The sequence below is a fragment of the Variovorax sp. CCNWLW225 genome, from assembly GCF_037204045.1.
In the GTDB taxonomy this organism is placed as follows: Bacteria; Pseudomonadota; Gammaproteobacteria; order Burkholderiales; family Burkholderiaceae_C; genus Variovorax.
The window spans coordinates 39,767-56,216 of record NZ_JBBCBV010000003.1 but is presented as its reverse complement, the minus strand read 5'-3'; the positions used below and the strand labels follow the sequence as shown (position 1 = coordinate 56,216).

The following is a 16,450-nucleotide window of genomic DNA, read 5'->3' as shown; positions in this document are numbered from 1 at the left end:
TATCTACCGCGCCGGCGTCAGTTGAATGCGCTCGACTGTCTCCTTTTCCACAGCCCCGCGGCTATAGACCAGCGGCACGTACTTGCCCTCGAGCCACAGCGGCGCAAGGTCCCGATAGTTCGGACTGTCCGGATTCCCCGATTGCCCCGGCGTATTGATCACCCGCGAGGCATCCCAGTTGCCCACGTCCAGCACCATGCGGAACGAAGCGCCCGATGTCAGCTTGTAGTCGCTGGCACGGTAGCTCGCAGCCATCGGCGTGAATGCGGAACCGGACATCGGCCAGTCGCCGACCTCCAGCTTCTTGCGCGTGGCCGCATCGACCACGCCGCCCAGCGGATGCCGGAATTCCGCACGATGCAGCGCGCCCCACTTCCAGGCCGCCATGTCGGGCCCGAGCTTGGCGGTGAGCTCCTGCATCGCCGGCGGCAAGGTCTGCAGCAGCAAGGCGTTGCGCTGCGCATCGCTGACCCAGCCGGACGGGTTCTCGAGCAGCAGCACCATGCGCGTGTTGTCGCCGGGCGCGGCGAGCGATGCACCGGCATCTCCGGCGCCGGCCTTGAGCACGGCGGCACGCAGGGTCTTGCTGCTCCAAACTTCGTACAACGCAGCGGCTGCGCTGTCGCGGTGCATGGTGCCGTCCCACCCCTGCAGCAGGCGCAGGCCGGCCGCGGTCTGCGCATCGTCGCTGCGCAAGCCGGCCAGGAGCTTCAGCAGCCGCTGCGCGGGCGTCGCAACGATGTCGTTCTGCATGCGTTCCGAGTCCTCGATGGTGAAGCGCGAGCCCGCGGCCGCCTTTGCCGCGAACAGCTCCTTGAGGCGGCGCGCGCGGGCCGCATCGCTCCATTCGTAGCCGATGCCTTTCCTTGCGGCCGGATGATCGGGCGGAATGTTGTTCTCGTTCGCTGTCACCACGTAGCCGCGCGCGGGGTTGAATTCCGAAGGCAGTTCGTCGCCGTTGCGAAAGCCCGACCACTCGTAGCGGCCATCGCCCGGCACGGGCATCAGGCCGTCCCAGTTGGGTCGGATGGGCGTCAGGCCGCCCGGCATCCAGCCGACGTTGCCATGGCGGTCGGCATAGACCTGGTTCTCGCCCGGGGCGCCCCAGCGGTTCATCGCGGCGCGGAACTGGTCCCAGTTCTGCGCGCGCATGTAGTCCATGGAACCGAAGTACGGTGCCATGCCGGGCTCGAGCCACGCGGCCCGCAGCGCGAAGGCGCGCTGCTTGCCGGGCTCGGCAAGCAGCACCGGCCCGTGGCGGGTGAAGGTGTTAACCACTTCGCGCGGGGCGCTCTCCCCGCGCACCGCAATGCGCTCGGTCACGCTCGTCATCGGCTCCCATCGGCCCTGGTAGCGGTACTCGTTCGGGTTCTGCGGGTTCAGCTGGTACATGTACAGGTCTTCCTGGTCCATGTAGAAGCGCGTGAGGCCGAATGCGATGGTGCCGTTGTGGCCGATCGAAAGACCGGGCAGGAAGGGCTCGCCCGCGCCGATGGCGTCCATGCCGGGCGCGCTCAGATGCGTCATGTAGCGCAGGCTCGGCGCGCCATGGGCCCGGTGCGGGTCGTTGGCGAGGATGGGCCTTCCGGTGGATGTGAGCTGTGGCGCGATGACCCAGTTGTTGCTGCCATAGGCGGCCGTGGGGTCGCCTTGCATGGCCTGCTGCTCATCTTCTTCATCGGTCTTTGCGGCCACCGAAGCTGCGGCCGCACCGGCCAGCCGAGTGTTCTCCTTCGTGAAGCGCGGCGACTCGGTGGCACGCAGGTAGGCAGCGCGCAACTCGGCTGCCGGAATGGTGCAGGGATCGAAGCCAGGCGGCACCTGCGGCGTGACCGGTGGATCGAGTTCGCGGCGCAGCCAATCGGCCTTGATGCCTTCGCTGCCAGCGCAGAAAGCGCGGGCGCGGTCGATCTCGGATGTGAAGTTGAGCGTGAGGCCGTGGTGCCGGATGCGCACCACGTCTTCAGGCGACCATACCGCCGGCTGGTAGCCCAGCAATGCAAATTCGGTCGGCAGCAGCGCAGGCTGCGCGCGCACCTGGGCAACGTAGGCGTTGACGCCGGCGGTAAAGGCCTCGGCCACGCGCTTGGCATCGGAGCCGTAGGCCAGCCACTCGCGGTACATATCGCCGCGATACAGCACGGCACGCGCGGCACGGTCGCTCTCGACCCATGCGGGGCCGAAGTCCTTGGCCATTTCGCCGAGGCCGCGCTTGCGCCACAGGTCCATCTGCCAGAGCCGGTCGCGCGCGGCCATGAAACCCTGCGCAACGAAGGCGTCGTACAGCGTGCCGGCATACAGATGCGGCACGCCCCATCGATCGACCAGCACCTCGGCCGGTTTCTCGAGGCCGGGCACGGCGAAGGACGACGGCGCGCGCGGTGGCGTCTGCACGCCCGGAGGGCCCGATGCACAGCCCGCAAGCGCGAAGGCTGCGATGGCCGCGAGCGCTGCTGTGCCAATGGAATGCCTTTGACCTAACGAGCGCCGCGATGCCGGGCGCAGGTGTCTTGTTCTCATGCGTCTTGTCTCCTGCCGGGTGGAATTTGGCAGCGCACAGTATCCCGATTTGCATATCCGCTGGGTACTGCGAGGGATGACTTGTAGACTTCTTCCTACATGCAGCAAACACCCTCTTCCATCTCATGCGGCGGCTGGCTCGGCTCTGCCATACGCCGCATCGAAGCCGACTACCAGCGCAGCGCCGACACGCACCTGATCCCGTTGCCGCTGCCTTCGCTTGCCGCGGCCGGCATCGACCTGTACCTGAAGGACGAGTCGACCCACCCCACGGGCAGCCTCAAGCACAGGCTCGCACGTTCGCTCTTTCTCTATGCGCTGTGCAACGGATGGGTGCGCGAAGGCACGACCATCGTCGAGGCATCGAGCGGATCCACCGCGGTGAGCGAAGCCTACTTCGCACGCCTGCTCGGCCTGCCCTTCCTCGCGGTGATGCCGCGGAGCACCTCGCCTGAAAAGGTGGCGCAGATCGCCTTCTACGGCGCGCGTTGCCACTTTGTCGACCATGCGGCGCAAGTGTATGAAGAAGCGCGCGCGCTCGCCGAGCAAACCGGCGGCCACTACATGGACCAGTTCACGTACGCCGAGCGCGCGACCGACTGGCGCGGCAACAACAACATTGCCGAGAGCATGTTCCAGCAGATGGCGCGCGAGCGGCATCCGGTGCCGGCGTGGATCGTGGTGGGCGCGGGCACGGGCGGCACCAGCGCCACCATCGGGCGCTATGTGCGGTACCGCTGTCACGACACGCAGGTGTGCGTGCCCGACCCGGAGGGATCGGTGTTCTCGGCCTATCACCGCACGGGAGATGCAACGCTGACGGCGGCGGGCTCGCGCATCGAAGGCATCGGCCGCCCGCGGGTGGAGCCGAGCTTCATCCGCACGCTGGTCGACCGCATGATCGAAGTGCCCAACCTCGACTCGGTGGCGGCCATGCATGCGCTTTCGGCACTGCTGGGGCGCAAGGTCGGGCCATCGACCGGCACCAACTTTGTCGGCATGCTGGCCATTGCACGCGAGATGCGCGCGGCCGGCCAGCAAGGCTCCATTCTTTCGCTGCTGTGCGATGCGGGCGAGCGCTACCTGCCGAGCTATCACGATGCGGCGTGGGTGCAGAGCGCCTTTGGTGACGTGGGCCCGGCACAGCAGCGCATCGACGCGCTGGTTGCACAGTGATGCCTGCGCCGGCCTTCTGCAAGCTCTCGCGCCGCAGCCTGCTGCTGGCGGCGCTGGCCGCAGCGCCCGCAAGCTGGGCGCTGCCCGAGCGCACGCTGCAGTTTCCGCGCGACTTCGGCAGCCACCCCGACCTGCGCACCGAATGGTGGTACATCACGGGCCATGCAAGAACTTCGGCGGGACGCGAGTTCGGTTTTCAGGTGACGTTCTTTCGTTCGCGCGTCGACGCCGCGCAGGGCATGCGCTCGGCGTTCGCGGCCAAGAACCTCGTGTTTGCGCATGCCGCGGTTACCGACCTTGAAGGCCGTGTGCTGCTGCATGACCAGCGCATTGCGCGCGCGGGCTTCGGCGTTGCGTCGGCCAGCGAAGCCGACACCGACGTGCGCCTGCGCGATTGGTCCCTCGTGCGCAAGGACGGCAGCTATTCGGCCCGCGTGCCGGCGGGCGAGTTCACGCTCGACCTGCGCTTTGCGCCCACGCAGCCAGTGCTGCTGCAAGGCAAGGCCGGACTCTCGCGCAAAGGCCCCGAAGACGCGCAGGCGAGCTACTACTACAGCGAACCCCAGCTCAAGACGCAGGGCCGTCTCACGCTCAAAGGCCAGGCCTTCGATGTCGACGGGACGGCCTGGCTCGACCACGAATGGAGCGAGGCGCTGATGCATCCCGAGGCGGTGGGCTGGGACTGGATCGGCATGAATCTGGACGACGGCAGCGCCCTCACGGCCTTTCGCCTGCGCCGCCGCGACGGCAGTGCGCTATGGGCCGGCGGTTCGTTTCGCGCACGCGACGGCGCGCTGCGTGTTTTCAGCAACGACGAGGTGCGCTTCGACGGCGCGAACGCGTGGACCAGCCCGCGCACGCAGGCCAGGTACCCGACCCAGTGGCGCGTGCAGACCCCGTCGGGAAGCTTCGAGGTGCGCGCGCTTCTCGACGACCAGGAACTCGACAGCCGCGGCTCCACCGGCGGGGTGTACTGGGAAGGCGTGAGCGACATGCTCGATGCGCAAGGCCGCCGCGTTGGGCGGGGCTACCTGGAGATGACCGGCTACGCCGCACCGCTGCGGCTCTGAGATCGCCCAGCGCGCGTCTGTCATCAAGCCGTCATGCCGAGGCCCTGAACTCGGCCTCCGACACCGCACGATTGAACGTGCGCCAAGGCTTGAATGAACAGAAGACTCCGGCTCATCGCGCTGCTGATGGTTGTAGCGGCTGCCGTGGGCGCCGCGTGGGTGTTTGCGGCCATGCGGCCCGAATCACCGGCAACCAACGCACTGCTTGAAATCCGCTGGCACGGCAACGGCATCATCCTCCAGGGCGCGGTGAGGGACGCGGCCACGCAGCAAGTGCTGGTGGAAGGCGCGACCGCACGGCTCGGCGGAGAAGCCAACCAGGTGGTGGACTGGCTCGACATCGCGCCCGCGGCGCTGCCCGTGGCCGATGCCGCATCGCTCGCCAGCCTCATCCGCCTTGGACAAGAGGGCTGGCACCTGCAGCGGCACGCGACAGAGGCATGGCTGGCCGTGCAATCGCCGGATGACGATCACAGCACCCAGGCCAGGCAGCTGCTGCAACGCGCCTTCGGCCCCGGCGTAACCATCCGCGTCATTCCCCTGTCCTGAGCCCGCGATGTGCGACGCGATGCGCTAGCGGTCATGGCGACGTCATCTGCCTTGTCCAGCATGCGCTGCATTCCATCAAAAAGAGGAGAGGCTCATGCCTGCATCGCTGAAACATCTCGCCATGGCGGGGGTTGTCCTGGCCACGTTGTCCGCCTGTGGCGGAAGCAACGATTCGAACGGCTTCATTCCGTTTCTCCCGCCGCCGGCACCGGCGCCCGCTCCTCCGGCGCCGCCGCCTGCTCCGGCAACGCCAGGCAGCGTGGACGTGAAGCTCATCGCCTTCAACGACCTGCACGGCAATCTCGAGCCGCCCAGGCTTTCCATCACCGCGCCGGCCAGCGGCGGCGGCACGGTGCCGGTGCCCGCAGGCGGCGCCGCGTACATGGCTTCGGCCATTGCGTCTCTCAAGGCAAAAAACGAGAACAACGCGGTGGTCTCTGCCGGCGACATGATCGGCGCCTCGCCGCTGGTGTCGGCGCTGTTCCTCGACGAACCGACCATCGAAGCCGTCAACGCAATGAAGATCGACTTCAACGCGGTCGGCAATCATGAGTTCGACAAGGGTCAGACCGAACTCCTGCGCATGAAGAACGGCGGCTGCGCCAAGAACACGCCGCTGGAGCCGTGCCGGGTCAACAAGGCCTTTCCGGGCGCCAACTTCGGGTTCCTGGCGGCAAACACCGTGAAGACCGACGGCAACACGCTCTTCCCCGCCACGGGCATGAAGACCTTCACCAAGGACGGCGCCACGGTGAAGGTGGCGTTCATCGGCATGACGCTCAAGGGCACGCCGAGCATCGTGACGCCGGCCGGCGTTGCGGGCCTGAGCTTCAAGGACGAGGCGGACACCGCCAACGCGCTGATTCCGCAGCTGAAGGCGGAGGGCGCCGACGCCATCGTCGTCGTGGTGCACGAAGGCGCCACGACCACCGTCGGCTACAACGACAAGAGCTGCGCGGGGCTGAGCGGCGACATCCTGCCAATTCTCAACAAGCTCGATGCGGCCGTCGACGTGGTGATCTCGGGCCACACGCACCGCTCGTACATCTGCGACTACAGCAAGACCAACCCGGCCAAGCCCTTCCTGCTGACGAGCGCCGGCCAGTACGGCACCTTGCTGACCGACATCAACCTGACGATCGACACGCGCACGCGCAAGGTCACGGCCAAGTCGGCCGACAACGTGATCGTCCAGGGCGAGGCCTACACCAGCGGCGCCAACACGGTGGCGGTGACCGACCAGTACCCCGTGTTCGGCAAGAACCAGGAAGTGGCCGCGCTCATCAGCCAGTACCTTTCCGTTGCGGCCCCGCTGGTGCAGCGTGTGGTGGGCACCCTCTCGGGCCCGGCCACGCGCACGCAGTCGACGTCGCGCGAAAGCGTGCTCGGCAACCTGATTGCGGATGCGCAGCTCGATGCCACCAGCCCTAGCAACAAGGGCGGCGCGCAAATCGCCTTCATGAACCCGGGCGGCGTGCGGGCCGACCTCGTGCCGGCCAACGACGGCAGCGTGACCTATGGCCAGCTCTTCAGCGTGCAGCCCTTCGGCAACAGCCTGGTAGTGAAGACGATGACCGGCGCGCAGATCAAGGCGCTGCTGGAGCAGCAGTTCAACAGCGGCACCAACACGGTCGCATCGCCAAGGGTGCTGCTGCCTTCGCGCAGCCTGAGCTACAGCTACAGCCTCTCGGCACCCGCGGGCTCGCGCATCAGCAACATGGCACTCAACGGCACCGCGATGACGGACGGCGCGAGCTACCGCGTGACGATGAACAGCTTTCTGGCGACCGGCGGAGACAACTTCACGGTCTTCAACCAGGGCACGGACACGCTGGGCGGCGACCAGGACGTGGATGCGCTGGAGGCCTACATCAAGGCGAACAGCCCGTTGTCGCCGCCAGCGACCAACCGCATTACCGTGCTGCCCTGAGCGGGCTTCCTGTCCCAGAAGCAAGAAAGGCGGACAGGGTCCGCCTTTTTCGTTTCATCGCGCCTTGCCTTTTCGGCGGTCGATGAAGGCGATGACTTCGCCCATGATGCCCTTGCGGAACGCCAGCACGCAGATCACGAAGATCAGTCCGGTGACCATGGTCACCGATTCGCCGAGCGTGTTGAACCAGTCGACCCCGGTGACGCGCGCCATGAAGGTGCCGAAGTCGCCGACCTTGTTCTCCAGCAGCACCACAACGGCCGAACCCACCAGCGGGCCCGAAAGCGTGCCGAGGCCGCCCACCAGCGTCATCAAGATGACGTGACCCGATGCGGTCCAGTGCACGTCGCTCAGCGATGCGAAGCCCAGCACCAGCGTCTTGAGCGAACCGGCAAGGCCCGACAGCGCGGCCGAGATCACGAAGGCCAGCAGCTTGAAGCGGTTGACGTCGTAGCCGAGCGAAATGGCGCGCGGCTCGTTCTCCTTGATGCCCTTGAGCACCTGTCCGAAAGGCGAATGCACCGTGCGCGCAATGAGCAGGAAAGCCGCGACGACGATGACCAGCGCGACGTAATACATCGTCAGGTCATCGCGCAAATCGACCAGGCCGAAGAGCTTGCCGCGCGGCACGCTCTGCAGGCCGTCTTCGCCGCCGGTGAACTTGGCCTGCAGCGCGACGAAATACATCATCTGCGCCAGCGCCAGCGTGATCATCGAAAAGTAGATGCCCTGGCGGCGAATGGCCAGCCAGCCGAACACCAGGCCCAGCAGCGCACCGGCGAGCGTGCCCAGGATGAGGCCGAGCTCGGGCGTGAGATGCCAGACCTTGAGCGCCTGGCCCGTAAGGTAAGCCGAGCCGCCCAGAAACGCGGCATGGCCGAAAGACAGCATGCCGGTGTAGCCCAGCAGCAGGTTGAAGGCGCAGGCGAACAGTGCGAAGCACAGCACCTTCATCACGAACACGGGATAGAAGCCGATGAAGGGTGCGGCAATGAGCGCCAGCAGCAGCACCCCGTAGACGACGAGCGATATTTTCTTCATGGACTTTTACTTCTCGCTGCCGAAGAGGCCGGCCGGACGGATCAGCAGCACCACGACCATGATCACGAACACCACGGTGGCCGAGGCCTCCGGATAGAACACCTTGGTCAGCCCCTCTATGACGCCGAGCCCCAGGCCCGTGAGGATGGCCCCCATGATCGAGCCCATGCCGCCGATGACGACCACCGCGAACACGATGATGATGAGGTTCTGCCCCATCAGCGGAGAAATCTGGATCACCGGCGCGGCAAGCACGCCCGCGAATGCGGCAAGCGCCACGCCGAAGCCGTAGGTCAGCGTGACCATCAGCGGCACGTTGACACCGAAGGCCTCGACCAGCCGCGGGTTCTCGGTGCCCGCGCGAAGGTAGGCGCCGAGCCGCGTCTTCTCGATGGCATACCAGGTGGCAAAGCACACCACCAGAGACGCCACCACCACCCAGGCGCGATAGTTGGGCAGGAACATGAAGCCCAGGTTGGTGCCGCCGCTCAGTGCCTCCGGCGTGTTGTAGGCCAGGCCCGAGACGCCGTACACCGAACGGAAGCCGCCTTCGATCAGCAGCGTGAGGCCCAGCGTGAGCAACAGGCCGTAGAGGTGGTCGAGCTTGTAGATCCAGCGCAGCAGCAGCCGCTCGATCAGCACGCCAAACACACCGACGATGAGCGGCGCCACCGCCAGCATGACCCAGTAGTTGACGTTGAAGTAATTCATCGCCATCCACGACAGCACCGCCCCCATCATGAACAGCGCGCCATGCGCGAAGTTGATGACGTTGAGCAGCCCGAAGATCACCGCCAGCCCCAGGCTCAGGATCGCGTAGAACGACCCGTTGACCAGCCCCAGAAGGAGCTGGCTCAACAGGGCAGGCATAGAGATGTTCATCGTTTCGACGAGGTTCAGAAAAATAGCAATGACTTCACGTGGGGGCCGCCGCGCACGGCCGCCCGAAGCGGCCGGACCGCCCCCCGGTCAGGGGGTTGGCGCAGCGATACGCAGTGCGCGAAGACTGGGGGGCGAGCAACATTTACTTCCAGAGGGCGCAGGTGCTTTCTTCCTTGGTCGTGTAGACCTGGTCGCCCGGCACCTTCTTGACGATCTTCAGCAGGTCCCAAGGGCCCTTGGATTCCGAAGGCTTCTTGACTTCGGCCAGCAGCATGTCGTGCACCATGCGGCCGTCGGGACGGATCACGCCCTTGGCGTAGAAGTCGTTGATCGGCGTCTTCTTGAGGTGCGCCATGACCTTGTCGGCGTCGGTGCTCTTCACGGCTTCCACGGCCTTGAGGTAGGCCATGGTGGCCGAGTAGTCGGCGGCCTGGATGTCGGTCGGCTTGTTCTTGGTCTTGGCTTCGTAGCGGGCGGCCCACTTGCGCGACTCGTCGTCGGCGTCCCAGTACCAGCTGGTGGTGTGCAGCAGGCCCTGCGTGGCCGGCAGGCCCAGGCTCTTCACGTCGGTAAGGAACACCAGCAGGCCCGCGACCTTCATCGACTTGTCGATGCCGAATTCCTTCGAGGCCTTCATCGAGTTGATGAAGTCGCCGCCGGCGTTGGCCAGGCCGAGCACCTGGGCCTTGGAGTTCTGCGCCTGCAGCAGGAACGACGAGAAGTCGGACGCGTTGAGCGGCGCTCGCACCGTGCCCACCACCGAGCCGCCCTTGGCCTTGACGACCTTGGCGGTGTCGGCCTCGAGCGCATGGCCGAAGGCGTAGTCGGCCGTCAGGAAGAACCAGCTCTTGCCGCCCGTGTCGACCACGGCGCCGCCGGTGCTCTTGGCGAGCGCGACGGTGTCGTAGGCGTAGTGCACGGTGTAGGGGCTGCACTGCGCGTTGGTGAGCGCCGAGGTGGCCGCGCCGTTGGTGAAGAACACGCGCTTTTTTTCTTGCGCCACCTTGGCCGTGGCCAGCGCCACGCCCGAATTGGTGCCCGCGAAAATCATCGTGGCGCCGGCGGTGTCGATCCACTCGCGGGCCTTGGAGGCGGCGATATCGGGCTTGTTCTGGTGGTCGACGCTCAGCACTTCCACCGGCTGGCCGAGCACCTTGCCACCCATGTCGTCGATGGCCATCTGGATGGCGGTTGCGCCGCCCTTGCCTTCCAGGTCGGCATACAGGCCCGAGAGGTCGCTGATGTAGCCGATGACGACCTTCTCTTGCGCCTGCACGGCATGGCTCGCAAGACCCGCGGCTCCGAGCATGAGAGCAATGATTTTGAGCTTGGTTTGCATGGTGTCTCCTGGATGATTTGAGAGAGTCAACGGAAAAACGATTGGCTAGTGCTCGGCTACACGCCCAGCAGTTCGCTGAGCACGGGCATCTTGGCGTCGAGCTCCTTGGCGCCGAAGGCCTCGACCATGCGGCCGTGCTCCATTACGTAGAAGCGGTCGGCCAGCGGCGCGGCAAAACGGAAGTTCTGCTCCACCATCACGATGGTGTAGCCCTTGCCGCGCAGGGTGTGGATCATTCGCGCAAGGGCCTGCACGATCACCGGCGCCAGGCCTTCGGAAATCTCGTCGAGCAGCAGCAGCTTGGCGCCGGTGCGCAGGATGCGCGCCACAGCGAGCATCTGCTGCTCGCCGCCCGAAAGCCGCGTGCCCGGGCTGTTGCGGCGCTCGGCCAGGTTGGGAAACATCTCGTAGATCTCGGCCACAGACATGCCCTGCCCGGCACCCTTGAGCGCCGGCGGCAACAGCAGGTTTTCTTCGGCCGAAAGACTCGCGAAGATGCCGCGCTCTTCGGGGCAATAGCCGATGCCCAGGTGCGCGATGCGGTGCGTGGCCATGCCGATGGTCTGCACGCCGTTCACCTCGATGCTGCCCTTGCGGGAGCCGGTCAGGCCCATGATGGCGCGCAGCGTGCTGGTGCGCCCTGCACCGTTGCGCCCCAGCAGCGTGACCACCTCGCCGGGCTGCACCACCATGTTGACGCCGTGCAGCACGTGCGATTCGCCGTACCAGGCGTGGAGGTCCTTGATTTCAAGCGCGGCGGTCATGTCAATGAGCCCCTTGCAGCTGTCCTTCGGTGGTGCCCATGTAGGCCTCCATCACCTGCGGATTCTTCGAGACTTCCGCGTACGGGCCTTCGGCCAGAACCGCGCCGCGCTGAAGCACGGTGATGGTGTCTGCAATGGTGGAGACCACGCTCATGTTGTGCTCGACCATGAGGATGGTGCGGCCGGCCGACACGCGCTTGATGAGCTCGGCCACGCGGTGCACGTCTTCATGGCCCATGCCCTGCGTGGGTTCGTCGAGCAGCATCAGCTCGGGGTCCATGGCCAGCGTGGTGGCAATTTCGAGCGCGCGCTTGTGACCATAAGGCAGGTTCACGGTCAGCTCGTCCGCCTGGTCCTCCAGACCGACCTCGGCCAGCAGTTCGCGGGCGCGCGCATCGAGCGGCGTGAGCGTCTTCTCGCTCTTCCAGAAATGGTACGAAGTGCCGAGCGCGCGCTGCAGGCCGAGGCGCACGTTCTCCAGCAGCGTGAGGTGCGGAAACACCGCCGAAATCTGGAACGAGCGGATGATGCCGCGCCGGGCAATTTGCGCGGGCTGCTCGCCCGTGATGTCTTGCCCGTTGAAAAGAATCGTGCCGCTGGTCGGCTCGAGAAACTTGGTGAGCAGGTTGAAGCAGGTGGTCTTGCCGGCCCCATTGGGACCGATGAGCGCATGAATGGAGCCGCGCACCACCGACAGGTTGACCTTGCTGACCGCGGTGAACCCTTTGAATTCCTTGGTGAGCTGGCGTGTTTCCAGAATGACGTCGCTCATCTCGCGAAGTCGCCCGGGTTCAGGAAAGATATGTCGGTCATGCGGTCCATCTCATGCGCCACTACCGAGCGCGGCCTGATTGTTGGTGGGCGCCTCGCACTTGCATACTGGGGCAAATGCCTATGCTGCAGTGCAACCTGCCCGCGCCGGCGGTTCCGGCATCGGGCGACTGTCGTCACAATGACAATGACCTATCGGTTCGAACCCTTACTCGTGTACCTCCCGTTCCTCCCATGCAGAACTTCCGCTCACCCGACTTTCTTGCCGGCCACATCCTGAACACGCTGGCGTTCTATGCGCCTGTCAGCCGCGATCCCTCAGGCGGCTTCTTTCATTTCTTCAAGGACGACGGCGCGGTGTACGACCGGCGCACGCGGCACCTGGTAAGCAGCACGCGCTTCGTCTTCAACCACGCCATGGCGTACCGGCGCTTCGGCAAACCACAGGATCTGGAGGCCGCACGCCACGGCCTTGCGTTCGTGCAGCATGCGCATGCGCAGCCGGGAGGCGGCTATGCATGGCAGATCGACTGGCACGATGCGCGCGCAACCGTGCAAGACAGCACGCACCACTGCTACGGCCTGGCCTTCGTGCTGCTTGCACACGCGCACGCGCTGATGGCGGGCATCGGCGAAGCACGCGCGGGGCTCGAGCAAACCTGGCAGTTGATGGAACAGCGTTTCTGGGAGCCGCACCATGCGCTGTATGCCGACGAGGCCACTCCTGATTGGCAGGTGGGGCCCTATCGGGGCCAGAACGCCAACATGCACGCCTGCGAGGCGATGCTTGCCGCATACGAAGCCACGAAGGAGGCGCGCTATCTCGATCGCGCGCTGGCGCTTGCGGAATCGGTAACGGGCAAGCTTGCCGCGCTGGCCGGCGGGCTCGTGTGGGAGCACTACCGCGAAGACTGGTCGATCGACTGGGACTACAACCGCGGCGACAAGACCAACATCTTCCGGCCCTGGGGTTTTCAGACCGGCCATCTCACCGAGTGGACCAAGCTGCTGCTGCAGCTCGATCGCGCGCTTGTTGCGGCGGGCCGTGAAGCGGACTGGATCGTGCCACGTGCCAGGCATTTCTTCGACACCGCCATGCAACGGGGGTGGGATGCGGAGCATGGCGGCCTCGTCTACGGGTTCGGCCCCGACGGCGAGGTGTGCGACGGCGACAAGTACTTCTGGGTGCAGGCCGAAAGCTTCGCCGCCGCGGCGCTGCTGGCCGTGCGCACCGGCGACGAGGGCTACTGGAGCTGGTACGACCGCATCTGGGCCTACAGCTGGGAGCACTTTGTCGACCACCGGTACGGGGCGTGGTACCGCATTCTCACGCCGGACAACCGCAAGATCAGCGACGAGAAGAGCCCCGCCGGCAAGACCGACTATCACACCATGGGCGCGTGCTACGACGTGCTGCGCGCGCTGGGTGCGTGACCAGCGCGCCCCTTCGCGACTTTGCCTGAAGGCCTAGTGCGCGCCTGCCGCGGCATCGCCGCCCGCACCGCCCTTTTGCGGCCGTGCCAGCCACACCAGCGGGATCAGCAGCAGAAACAAAATGGCCGACGCATAGAAGATGTCGTTCGCAGCCAGCATGAACGACTGCTGGTCGACCAGCCTGTTGATCTGGCCCAGCACCTGTTCGCTGTTCAAGCCGCTGCTTGCCAAGCCGTTCATCGCGCTGGTCGCAGCGCCATTGCCCAGGTTCACCGATTCGGCCAGTTGCGAGTGATGCAGCGCCGCGCGGTTCTCCCACAGCGTGGTGGTGATCGAAGTGCCCATGGCGCCCGCGGTAATGCGCAGGAAGTTCGACAACCCCGATGCCGCCGGAATGCGGTCGGGCGTAAGGCCCGAGAGCGTGATGGTCACCAGCGGAATGAAGAAGAACGCCATCGCAATGCCCTGGATGATGGTCGGGATGATGATCGTCACGAAGTCGGCCTGCGTGTTGAAGTTCGACCGCATCCACAGCACCAGCGCAAACACCAGGAACGAGAAGGTCGCGTAGCGGCGCGGATCGATCTTGGACACCGTGAGCCCCACCACCGGCGAGAAGAAGATGGCCAATAGCCCCACGGGCGCCATGATCATGCCGGCCTGCGTGGCGGTGTAGCCCATCCACTGCTGAAGCCATAGCGGCAGCAGCACCACATTGCCGAAGAACAGCCCGTAGGCCACCGCGGTGGCTACCGCACCCGACCAGAAGTTGCGCCGCTTGAACAGCGAAAGGTCGACCACCGGGTGCTTGTCGGTCAGCTCCCAGATCAGGAAGAACGCGAAGCCGACCACGGCCACGACGGCCATCGTGATGATCTCGGGCGAATGGAACCAGTCGAGCTCCTTGCCCTTGTCGAGCATGAGCTGCATCGCGCCGACCCACAGCACCAGCAGCGCGAGGCCGATGGCGTCGATGGGTACCTTGCGCGTGGTGCTTTCACGGTCGCGGTAAAGCGCCCACGTGATGGCCGCCGCAACAATGCCCACGGGAATGTTGATGTAGAAGATCCACGGCCATGAGATGTTGTCGGTGATCCAGCCGCCAAGGAGCGGCCCCATCACAGGCGCCACCAGCGTGGTCATCGACCACATGGCCATGGCCAGGCCGGCCTTGGCGCGCGGATAGCTCGACAGCAGCAGCGTCTGCGACAACGGGATCATCGGGCCCGCGACGAAACCCTGCAGCGCGCGGAACGCGATCAGCATGGTCATGTTGGGCGCCAACCCGCAGAGCAGCGAGCTGATCATGAAGAGGATCACGCTCGCCATGAACAGGCGCACCTGGCCGAAGCGCTGGGTCATGAAACCCGTGAGCGGCACCGCAATGGCGTTGGCCACAGCGAAGCTTGTGATGACCCAGGTGCCCTGGGTGGTGCTCACCCCCAGGTCGCCCGAGATGGCCGGCAGCGACACGTTCGCGATCGACGAATCGAGCACGTTCATGAACGTTGCCGCAGAGAGCGCGATGGTCCCCCACACGCGGGCGGAGCCCTCGAGCGGCGGCGGCGCTACGTAAGCGGGAGCGGCAGCAGTGGCCATTGGCTTTGCCTTGAAGACCGGCGCCGATCAGCCGGGGTGCGACTGCGATGCCGTGTGGCCCGCGTTGCCTGCGGTTGCGGACGTTGCTGCGGCACGGCCCGCGGGCTGCGCGGCGGCGGCGGGAGCGCTGCGGCCGAGGTTGGCGGCCACGATGCGATCGACCTCTGCATTGGCACCGTCGTCGAGCTTGCTGTAGACCTGGGTCTGCGAAATGGCCGTGGCGCGCGGTGCATCGGCCAGCATCTTGCCGCCCTTTTGCGTGATGTCGATCTCCGCGTCCATCGAAAGGCCGATGCGCAGCGGGTTGGCCTTGAGTTGCTCGGGGTCGAGCGCAATGCGCACGGGCACGCGCTGCACCACCTTGATCCAGTTGCCGGTGGCGTTTTGCGCGGGCAGCAGCGCGAATGCACTGCCAGTGCCCACGCCCAGGCCCGCGACCTTGCCGGTGTACTCGACCTTCTTGCCGTACACGTCGGCGGTGAGCTTCACGGGCTGGTCGATGCGGATGTTGCGCAGCTGCACTTCCTTGAAGTTGGCGTCGACCCACAGCTGGTTGAGCGGCACGATCGACATCATCGGCGTGCCGGCCGCCACGCGTTGGCCGAGCTGCACCGTGCGCTTGGCAACGTAGCCGTCCACGGGCGCGGGCATGGCCACGCGCTGCGTGGCGAGGTAGGCCTCGCGCACCTTGGCGGCGGCGGCCTGCACGCTCGGGTGCTGGGCCACGCTGGTGCCTTCGGTCAGCGACTGGTTGCTTGCAAGCTGTTCGCGCGCGGCCACCACGCCGGCCTGCGCCGCCGCGAGTTGGCTCTTGGCGTTGTCGAGCGCGGTTTCGGCGTGGTTGAGTTCTTCCTTCGAGACCGCGCCGTTGCCCGACAGCGCCCGGCGGCGCTGCAGGTCGTCCTGCGCCTTGGCGATGTCGCTCTGCGCCTTGACGATGTCGGCCTGGCGCAAGCTGACCTGCGCCGCGAGCGAGCCGTTGTTGGCGTACAGCGTGCGCACCTGGCGCACCGCTTGCGCGAGCGCGGCCTCGGCCTGTTCAAGCGCCACCTTCGCATCGGCGGGGTCCAGCTGCACCAGCGGCTGGCCGGCCTTCACGAAGTCGGTGTCGTCGGCGTTGATGGCCATGACGGTGCCGCCGATCTGCGGCGTGATCTGGATCACGTTGCCCTGCACGTAGGCGTTGTCGGTGTTCTCGTAGTGGCTGGCAACCAGCCATTCGTAGAGGCCCCAGCCGCCGCCGGCGACGATGACCACCGCGGCAAGCGCGGTGAGTGCGCGGCGGCGCTTGCCGTTGCCGGCGGGGGCTTCAGGCGTTGCGGATGCTGCAGTGGCAGCGGGCGTCGGAGTGTTGTTATCGCTCATGATGAAGTTC

The 16,450-nt window shown here is 66.0% G+C and carries 13 protein-coding genes; 5 read left to right on the top strand and 8 right to left on the bottom strand.

Annotated features, from left to right (window positions below):
- Positions 1-3 precede the first annotated feature (3 nt).
- On the bottom strand, positions 4-2,520 hold the full coding sequence (locus tag V9L20_RS07965) for a penicillin acylase family protein (protein ID WP_337296164.1): 2,517 nt from the start codon (positions 2,518-2,520) through the stop codon (positions 4-6).
- Positions 2,521-2,619: 99 nt separating this feature from the next.
- On the opposite strand from V9L20_RS07965, the gene V9L20_RS07960 reads away from it, so the two are divergent.
- The 4 genes from V9L20_RS07960 to V9L20_RS07945 all read left to right on the top strand — a co-directional run bounded on the left by V9L20_RS07960 (position 2,620) and on the right by V9L20_RS07945 (position 7,245).
- Positions 2,620-3,696: a PLP-dependent cysteine synthase family protein gene (locus V9L20_RS07960; protein WP_337296163.1), complete on the top strand. Its 1,077-nt coding sequence runs from the start codon at positions 2,620-2,622 to the stop codon at positions 3,694-3,696.
- Positions 3,696-4,766, top strand: coding sequence for a lipocalin-like domain-containing protein (locus V9L20_RS07955; protein ID WP_337296162.1), 1,071 nt, complete (start codon positions 3,696-3,698; stop codon positions 4,764-4,766). Before V9L20_RS07960 ends, V9L20_RS07955 begins: the two co-directional genes overlap by 1 nt.
- 93 nt (positions 4,767-4,859) lie before the next feature.
- A complete protein-coding gene (locus tag V9L20_RS07950) occupies positions 4,860-5,315 on the top strand; it encodes a hypothetical protein (RefSeq protein ID WP_337296161.1) in 456 nt (151 codons plus the stop codon).
- 94 nt (positions 5,316-5,409) lie between these two features.
- Positions 5,410-7,245, top strand: coding sequence for a bifunctional metallophosphatase/5'-nucleotidase (locus tag V9L20_RS07945; protein WP_337296160.1), 1,836 nt, complete (start codon positions 5,410-5,412; stop codon positions 7,243-7,245).
- Between the two features lie 54 nt (positions 7,246-7,299).
- Here the strand turns inward: V9L20_RS07945 and V9L20_RS07940 are convergent, their stop codons facing one another.
- From V9L20_RS07940 to V9L20_RS07920, 5 genes are all read right to left on the bottom strand, one after another.
- Positions 7,300-8,286 (bottom strand): branched-chain amino acid ABC transporter permease, encoded by a 987-nt coding sequence (locus tag V9L20_RS07940; protein ID WP_337296159.1) that lies wholly within the window; start codon positions 8,284-8,286, stop codon positions 7,300-7,302.
- A 6-nt stretch (positions 8,287-8,292) separates the two neighbouring features.
- Positions 8,293-9,168: a branched-chain amino acid ABC transporter permease gene (locus tag V9L20_RS07935; RefSeq protein WP_337296158.1), complete on the bottom strand. Its 876-nt coding sequence runs from the start codon at positions 9,166-9,168 to the stop codon at positions 8,293-8,295.
- Between the two features lie 142 nt (positions 9,169-9,310).
- Positions 9,311-10,507 carry an ABC transporter substrate-binding protein gene (locus tag V9L20_RS07930; RefSeq protein WP_157614728.1) on the bottom strand — a complete coding sequence of 399 codons (1,197 nt, stop codon included), beginning with the start codon at positions 10,505-10,507 and terminating at the stop codon, positions 9,311-9,313.
- A 56-nt stretch (positions 10,508-10,563) separates the two neighbouring features.
- Positions 10,564-11,271 (bottom strand): ABC transporter ATP-binding protein, encoded by a 708-nt coding sequence (locus V9L20_RS07925; RefSeq protein WP_126749713.1) that lies wholly within the window; start codon positions 11,269-11,271, stop codon positions 10,564-10,566.
- Between the two features lies 1 nt (position 11,272).
- Positions 11,273-12,043, bottom strand: coding sequence for an ABC transporter ATP-binding protein (locus V9L20_RS07920; protein WP_337296157.1), 771 nt, complete (start codon positions 12,041-12,043; stop codon positions 11,273-11,275).
- 233 nt (positions 12,044-12,276) lie between these two features.
- Here V9L20_RS07920 and V9L20_RS07915 point away from each other — a divergent pair, with 233 nt between their 5' ends.
- Entirely contained in the window at positions 12,277-13,476 is a 1,200-nt protein-coding gene (locus V9L20_RS07915) for an AGE family epimerase/isomerase (RefSeq protein WP_337296156.1), read from the top strand.
- A gap of 33 nt (positions 13,477-13,509) precedes the next feature.
- On the opposite strand, the gene V9L20_RS07910 is transcribed toward V9L20_RS07915, so the two are convergent.
- Together V9L20_RS07910 and V9L20_RS07905 are read right to left on the bottom strand one after the other, a co-directional pair.
- The gene (locus V9L20_RS07910) at positions 13,510-15,075 is read right to left on the bottom strand and encodes a DHA2 family efflux MFS transporter permease subunit (RefSeq protein ID WP_337296155.1); all 1,566 of its coding nucleotides are present in this window, start codon (positions 15,073-15,075) and stop codon (positions 13,510-13,512) included.
- 27 nt (positions 15,076-15,102) lie between these two features.
- Positions 15,103-16,440, bottom strand: a complete 1,338-nt coding sequence (locus tag V9L20_RS07905) for an efflux RND transporter periplasmic adaptor subunit (RefSeq protein WP_337296154.1) — start codon at positions 16,438-16,440, stop codon at positions 15,103-15,105.
- Positions 16,441-16,450: the final 10 nt, after the last annotated feature.

What these genes read in the sequence shown, in the direction of transcription:
- V9L20_RS07965 (WP_337296164.1), bottom strand. Translation starts at nt 2,520, where the DNA reads ATGAGAACAAGACACCTGCGCCCGGCATCGCGGCGCTCGTTAGGTCAA.
- V9L20_RS07960 (WP_337296163.1), top strand. Translation starts at nt 2,620, where the DNA reads ATGCAGCAAACACCCTCTTCCATCTCATGCGGCGGCTGGCTCGGCTCT.
- V9L20_RS07955 (WP_337296162.1), top strand. Translation starts at nt 3,696, where the DNA reads ATGCCTGCGCCGGCCTTCTGCAAGCTCTCGCGCCGCAGCCTGCTGCTG.
- V9L20_RS07950 (WP_337296161.1), top strand. Translation starts at nt 4,860, where the DNA reads ATGAACAGAAGACTCCGGCTCATCGCGCTGCTGATGGTTGTAGCGGCT.
- V9L20_RS07945 (WP_337296160.1), top strand. Translation starts at nt 5,410, where the DNA reads ATGCCTGCATCGCTGAAACATCTCGCCATGGCGGGGGTTGTCCTGGCC.
- V9L20_RS07940 (WP_337296159.1), bottom strand. Translation starts at nt 8,286, where the DNA reads ATGAAGAAAATATCGCTCGTCGTCTACGGGGTGCTGCTGCTGGCGCTC.
- V9L20_RS07935 (WP_337296158.1), bottom strand. Translation starts at nt 9,168, where the DNA reads ATGAACATCTCTATGCCTGCCCTGTTGAGCCAGCTCCTTCTGGGGCTG.
- V9L20_RS07930 (WP_157614728.1), bottom strand. Translation starts at nt 10,507, where the DNA reads ATGCAAACCAAGCTCAAAATCATTGCTCTCATGCTCGGAGCCGCGGGT.
- V9L20_RS07925 (WP_126749713.1), bottom strand. Translation starts at nt 11,271, where the DNA reads ATGACCGCCGCGCTTGAAATCAAGGACCTCCACGCCTGGTACGGCGAA.
- V9L20_RS07920 (WP_337296157.1), bottom strand. Translation starts at nt 12,043, where the DNA reads ATGAGCGACGTCATTCTGGAAACACGCCAGCTCACCAAGGAATTCAAA.
- V9L20_RS07915 (WP_337296156.1), top strand. Translation starts at nt 12,277, where the DNA reads ATGCAGAACTTCCGCTCACCCGACTTTCTTGCCGGCCACATCCTGAAC.
- V9L20_RS07910 (WP_337296155.1), bottom strand. Translation starts at nt 15,075, where the DNA reads ATGGCCACTGCTGCCGCTCCCGCTTACGTAGCGCCGCCGCCGCTCGAG.
- V9L20_RS07905 (WP_337296154.1), bottom strand. Translation starts at nt 16,440, where the DNA reads ATGAGCGATAACAACACTCCGACGCCCGCTGCCACTGCAGCATCCGCA.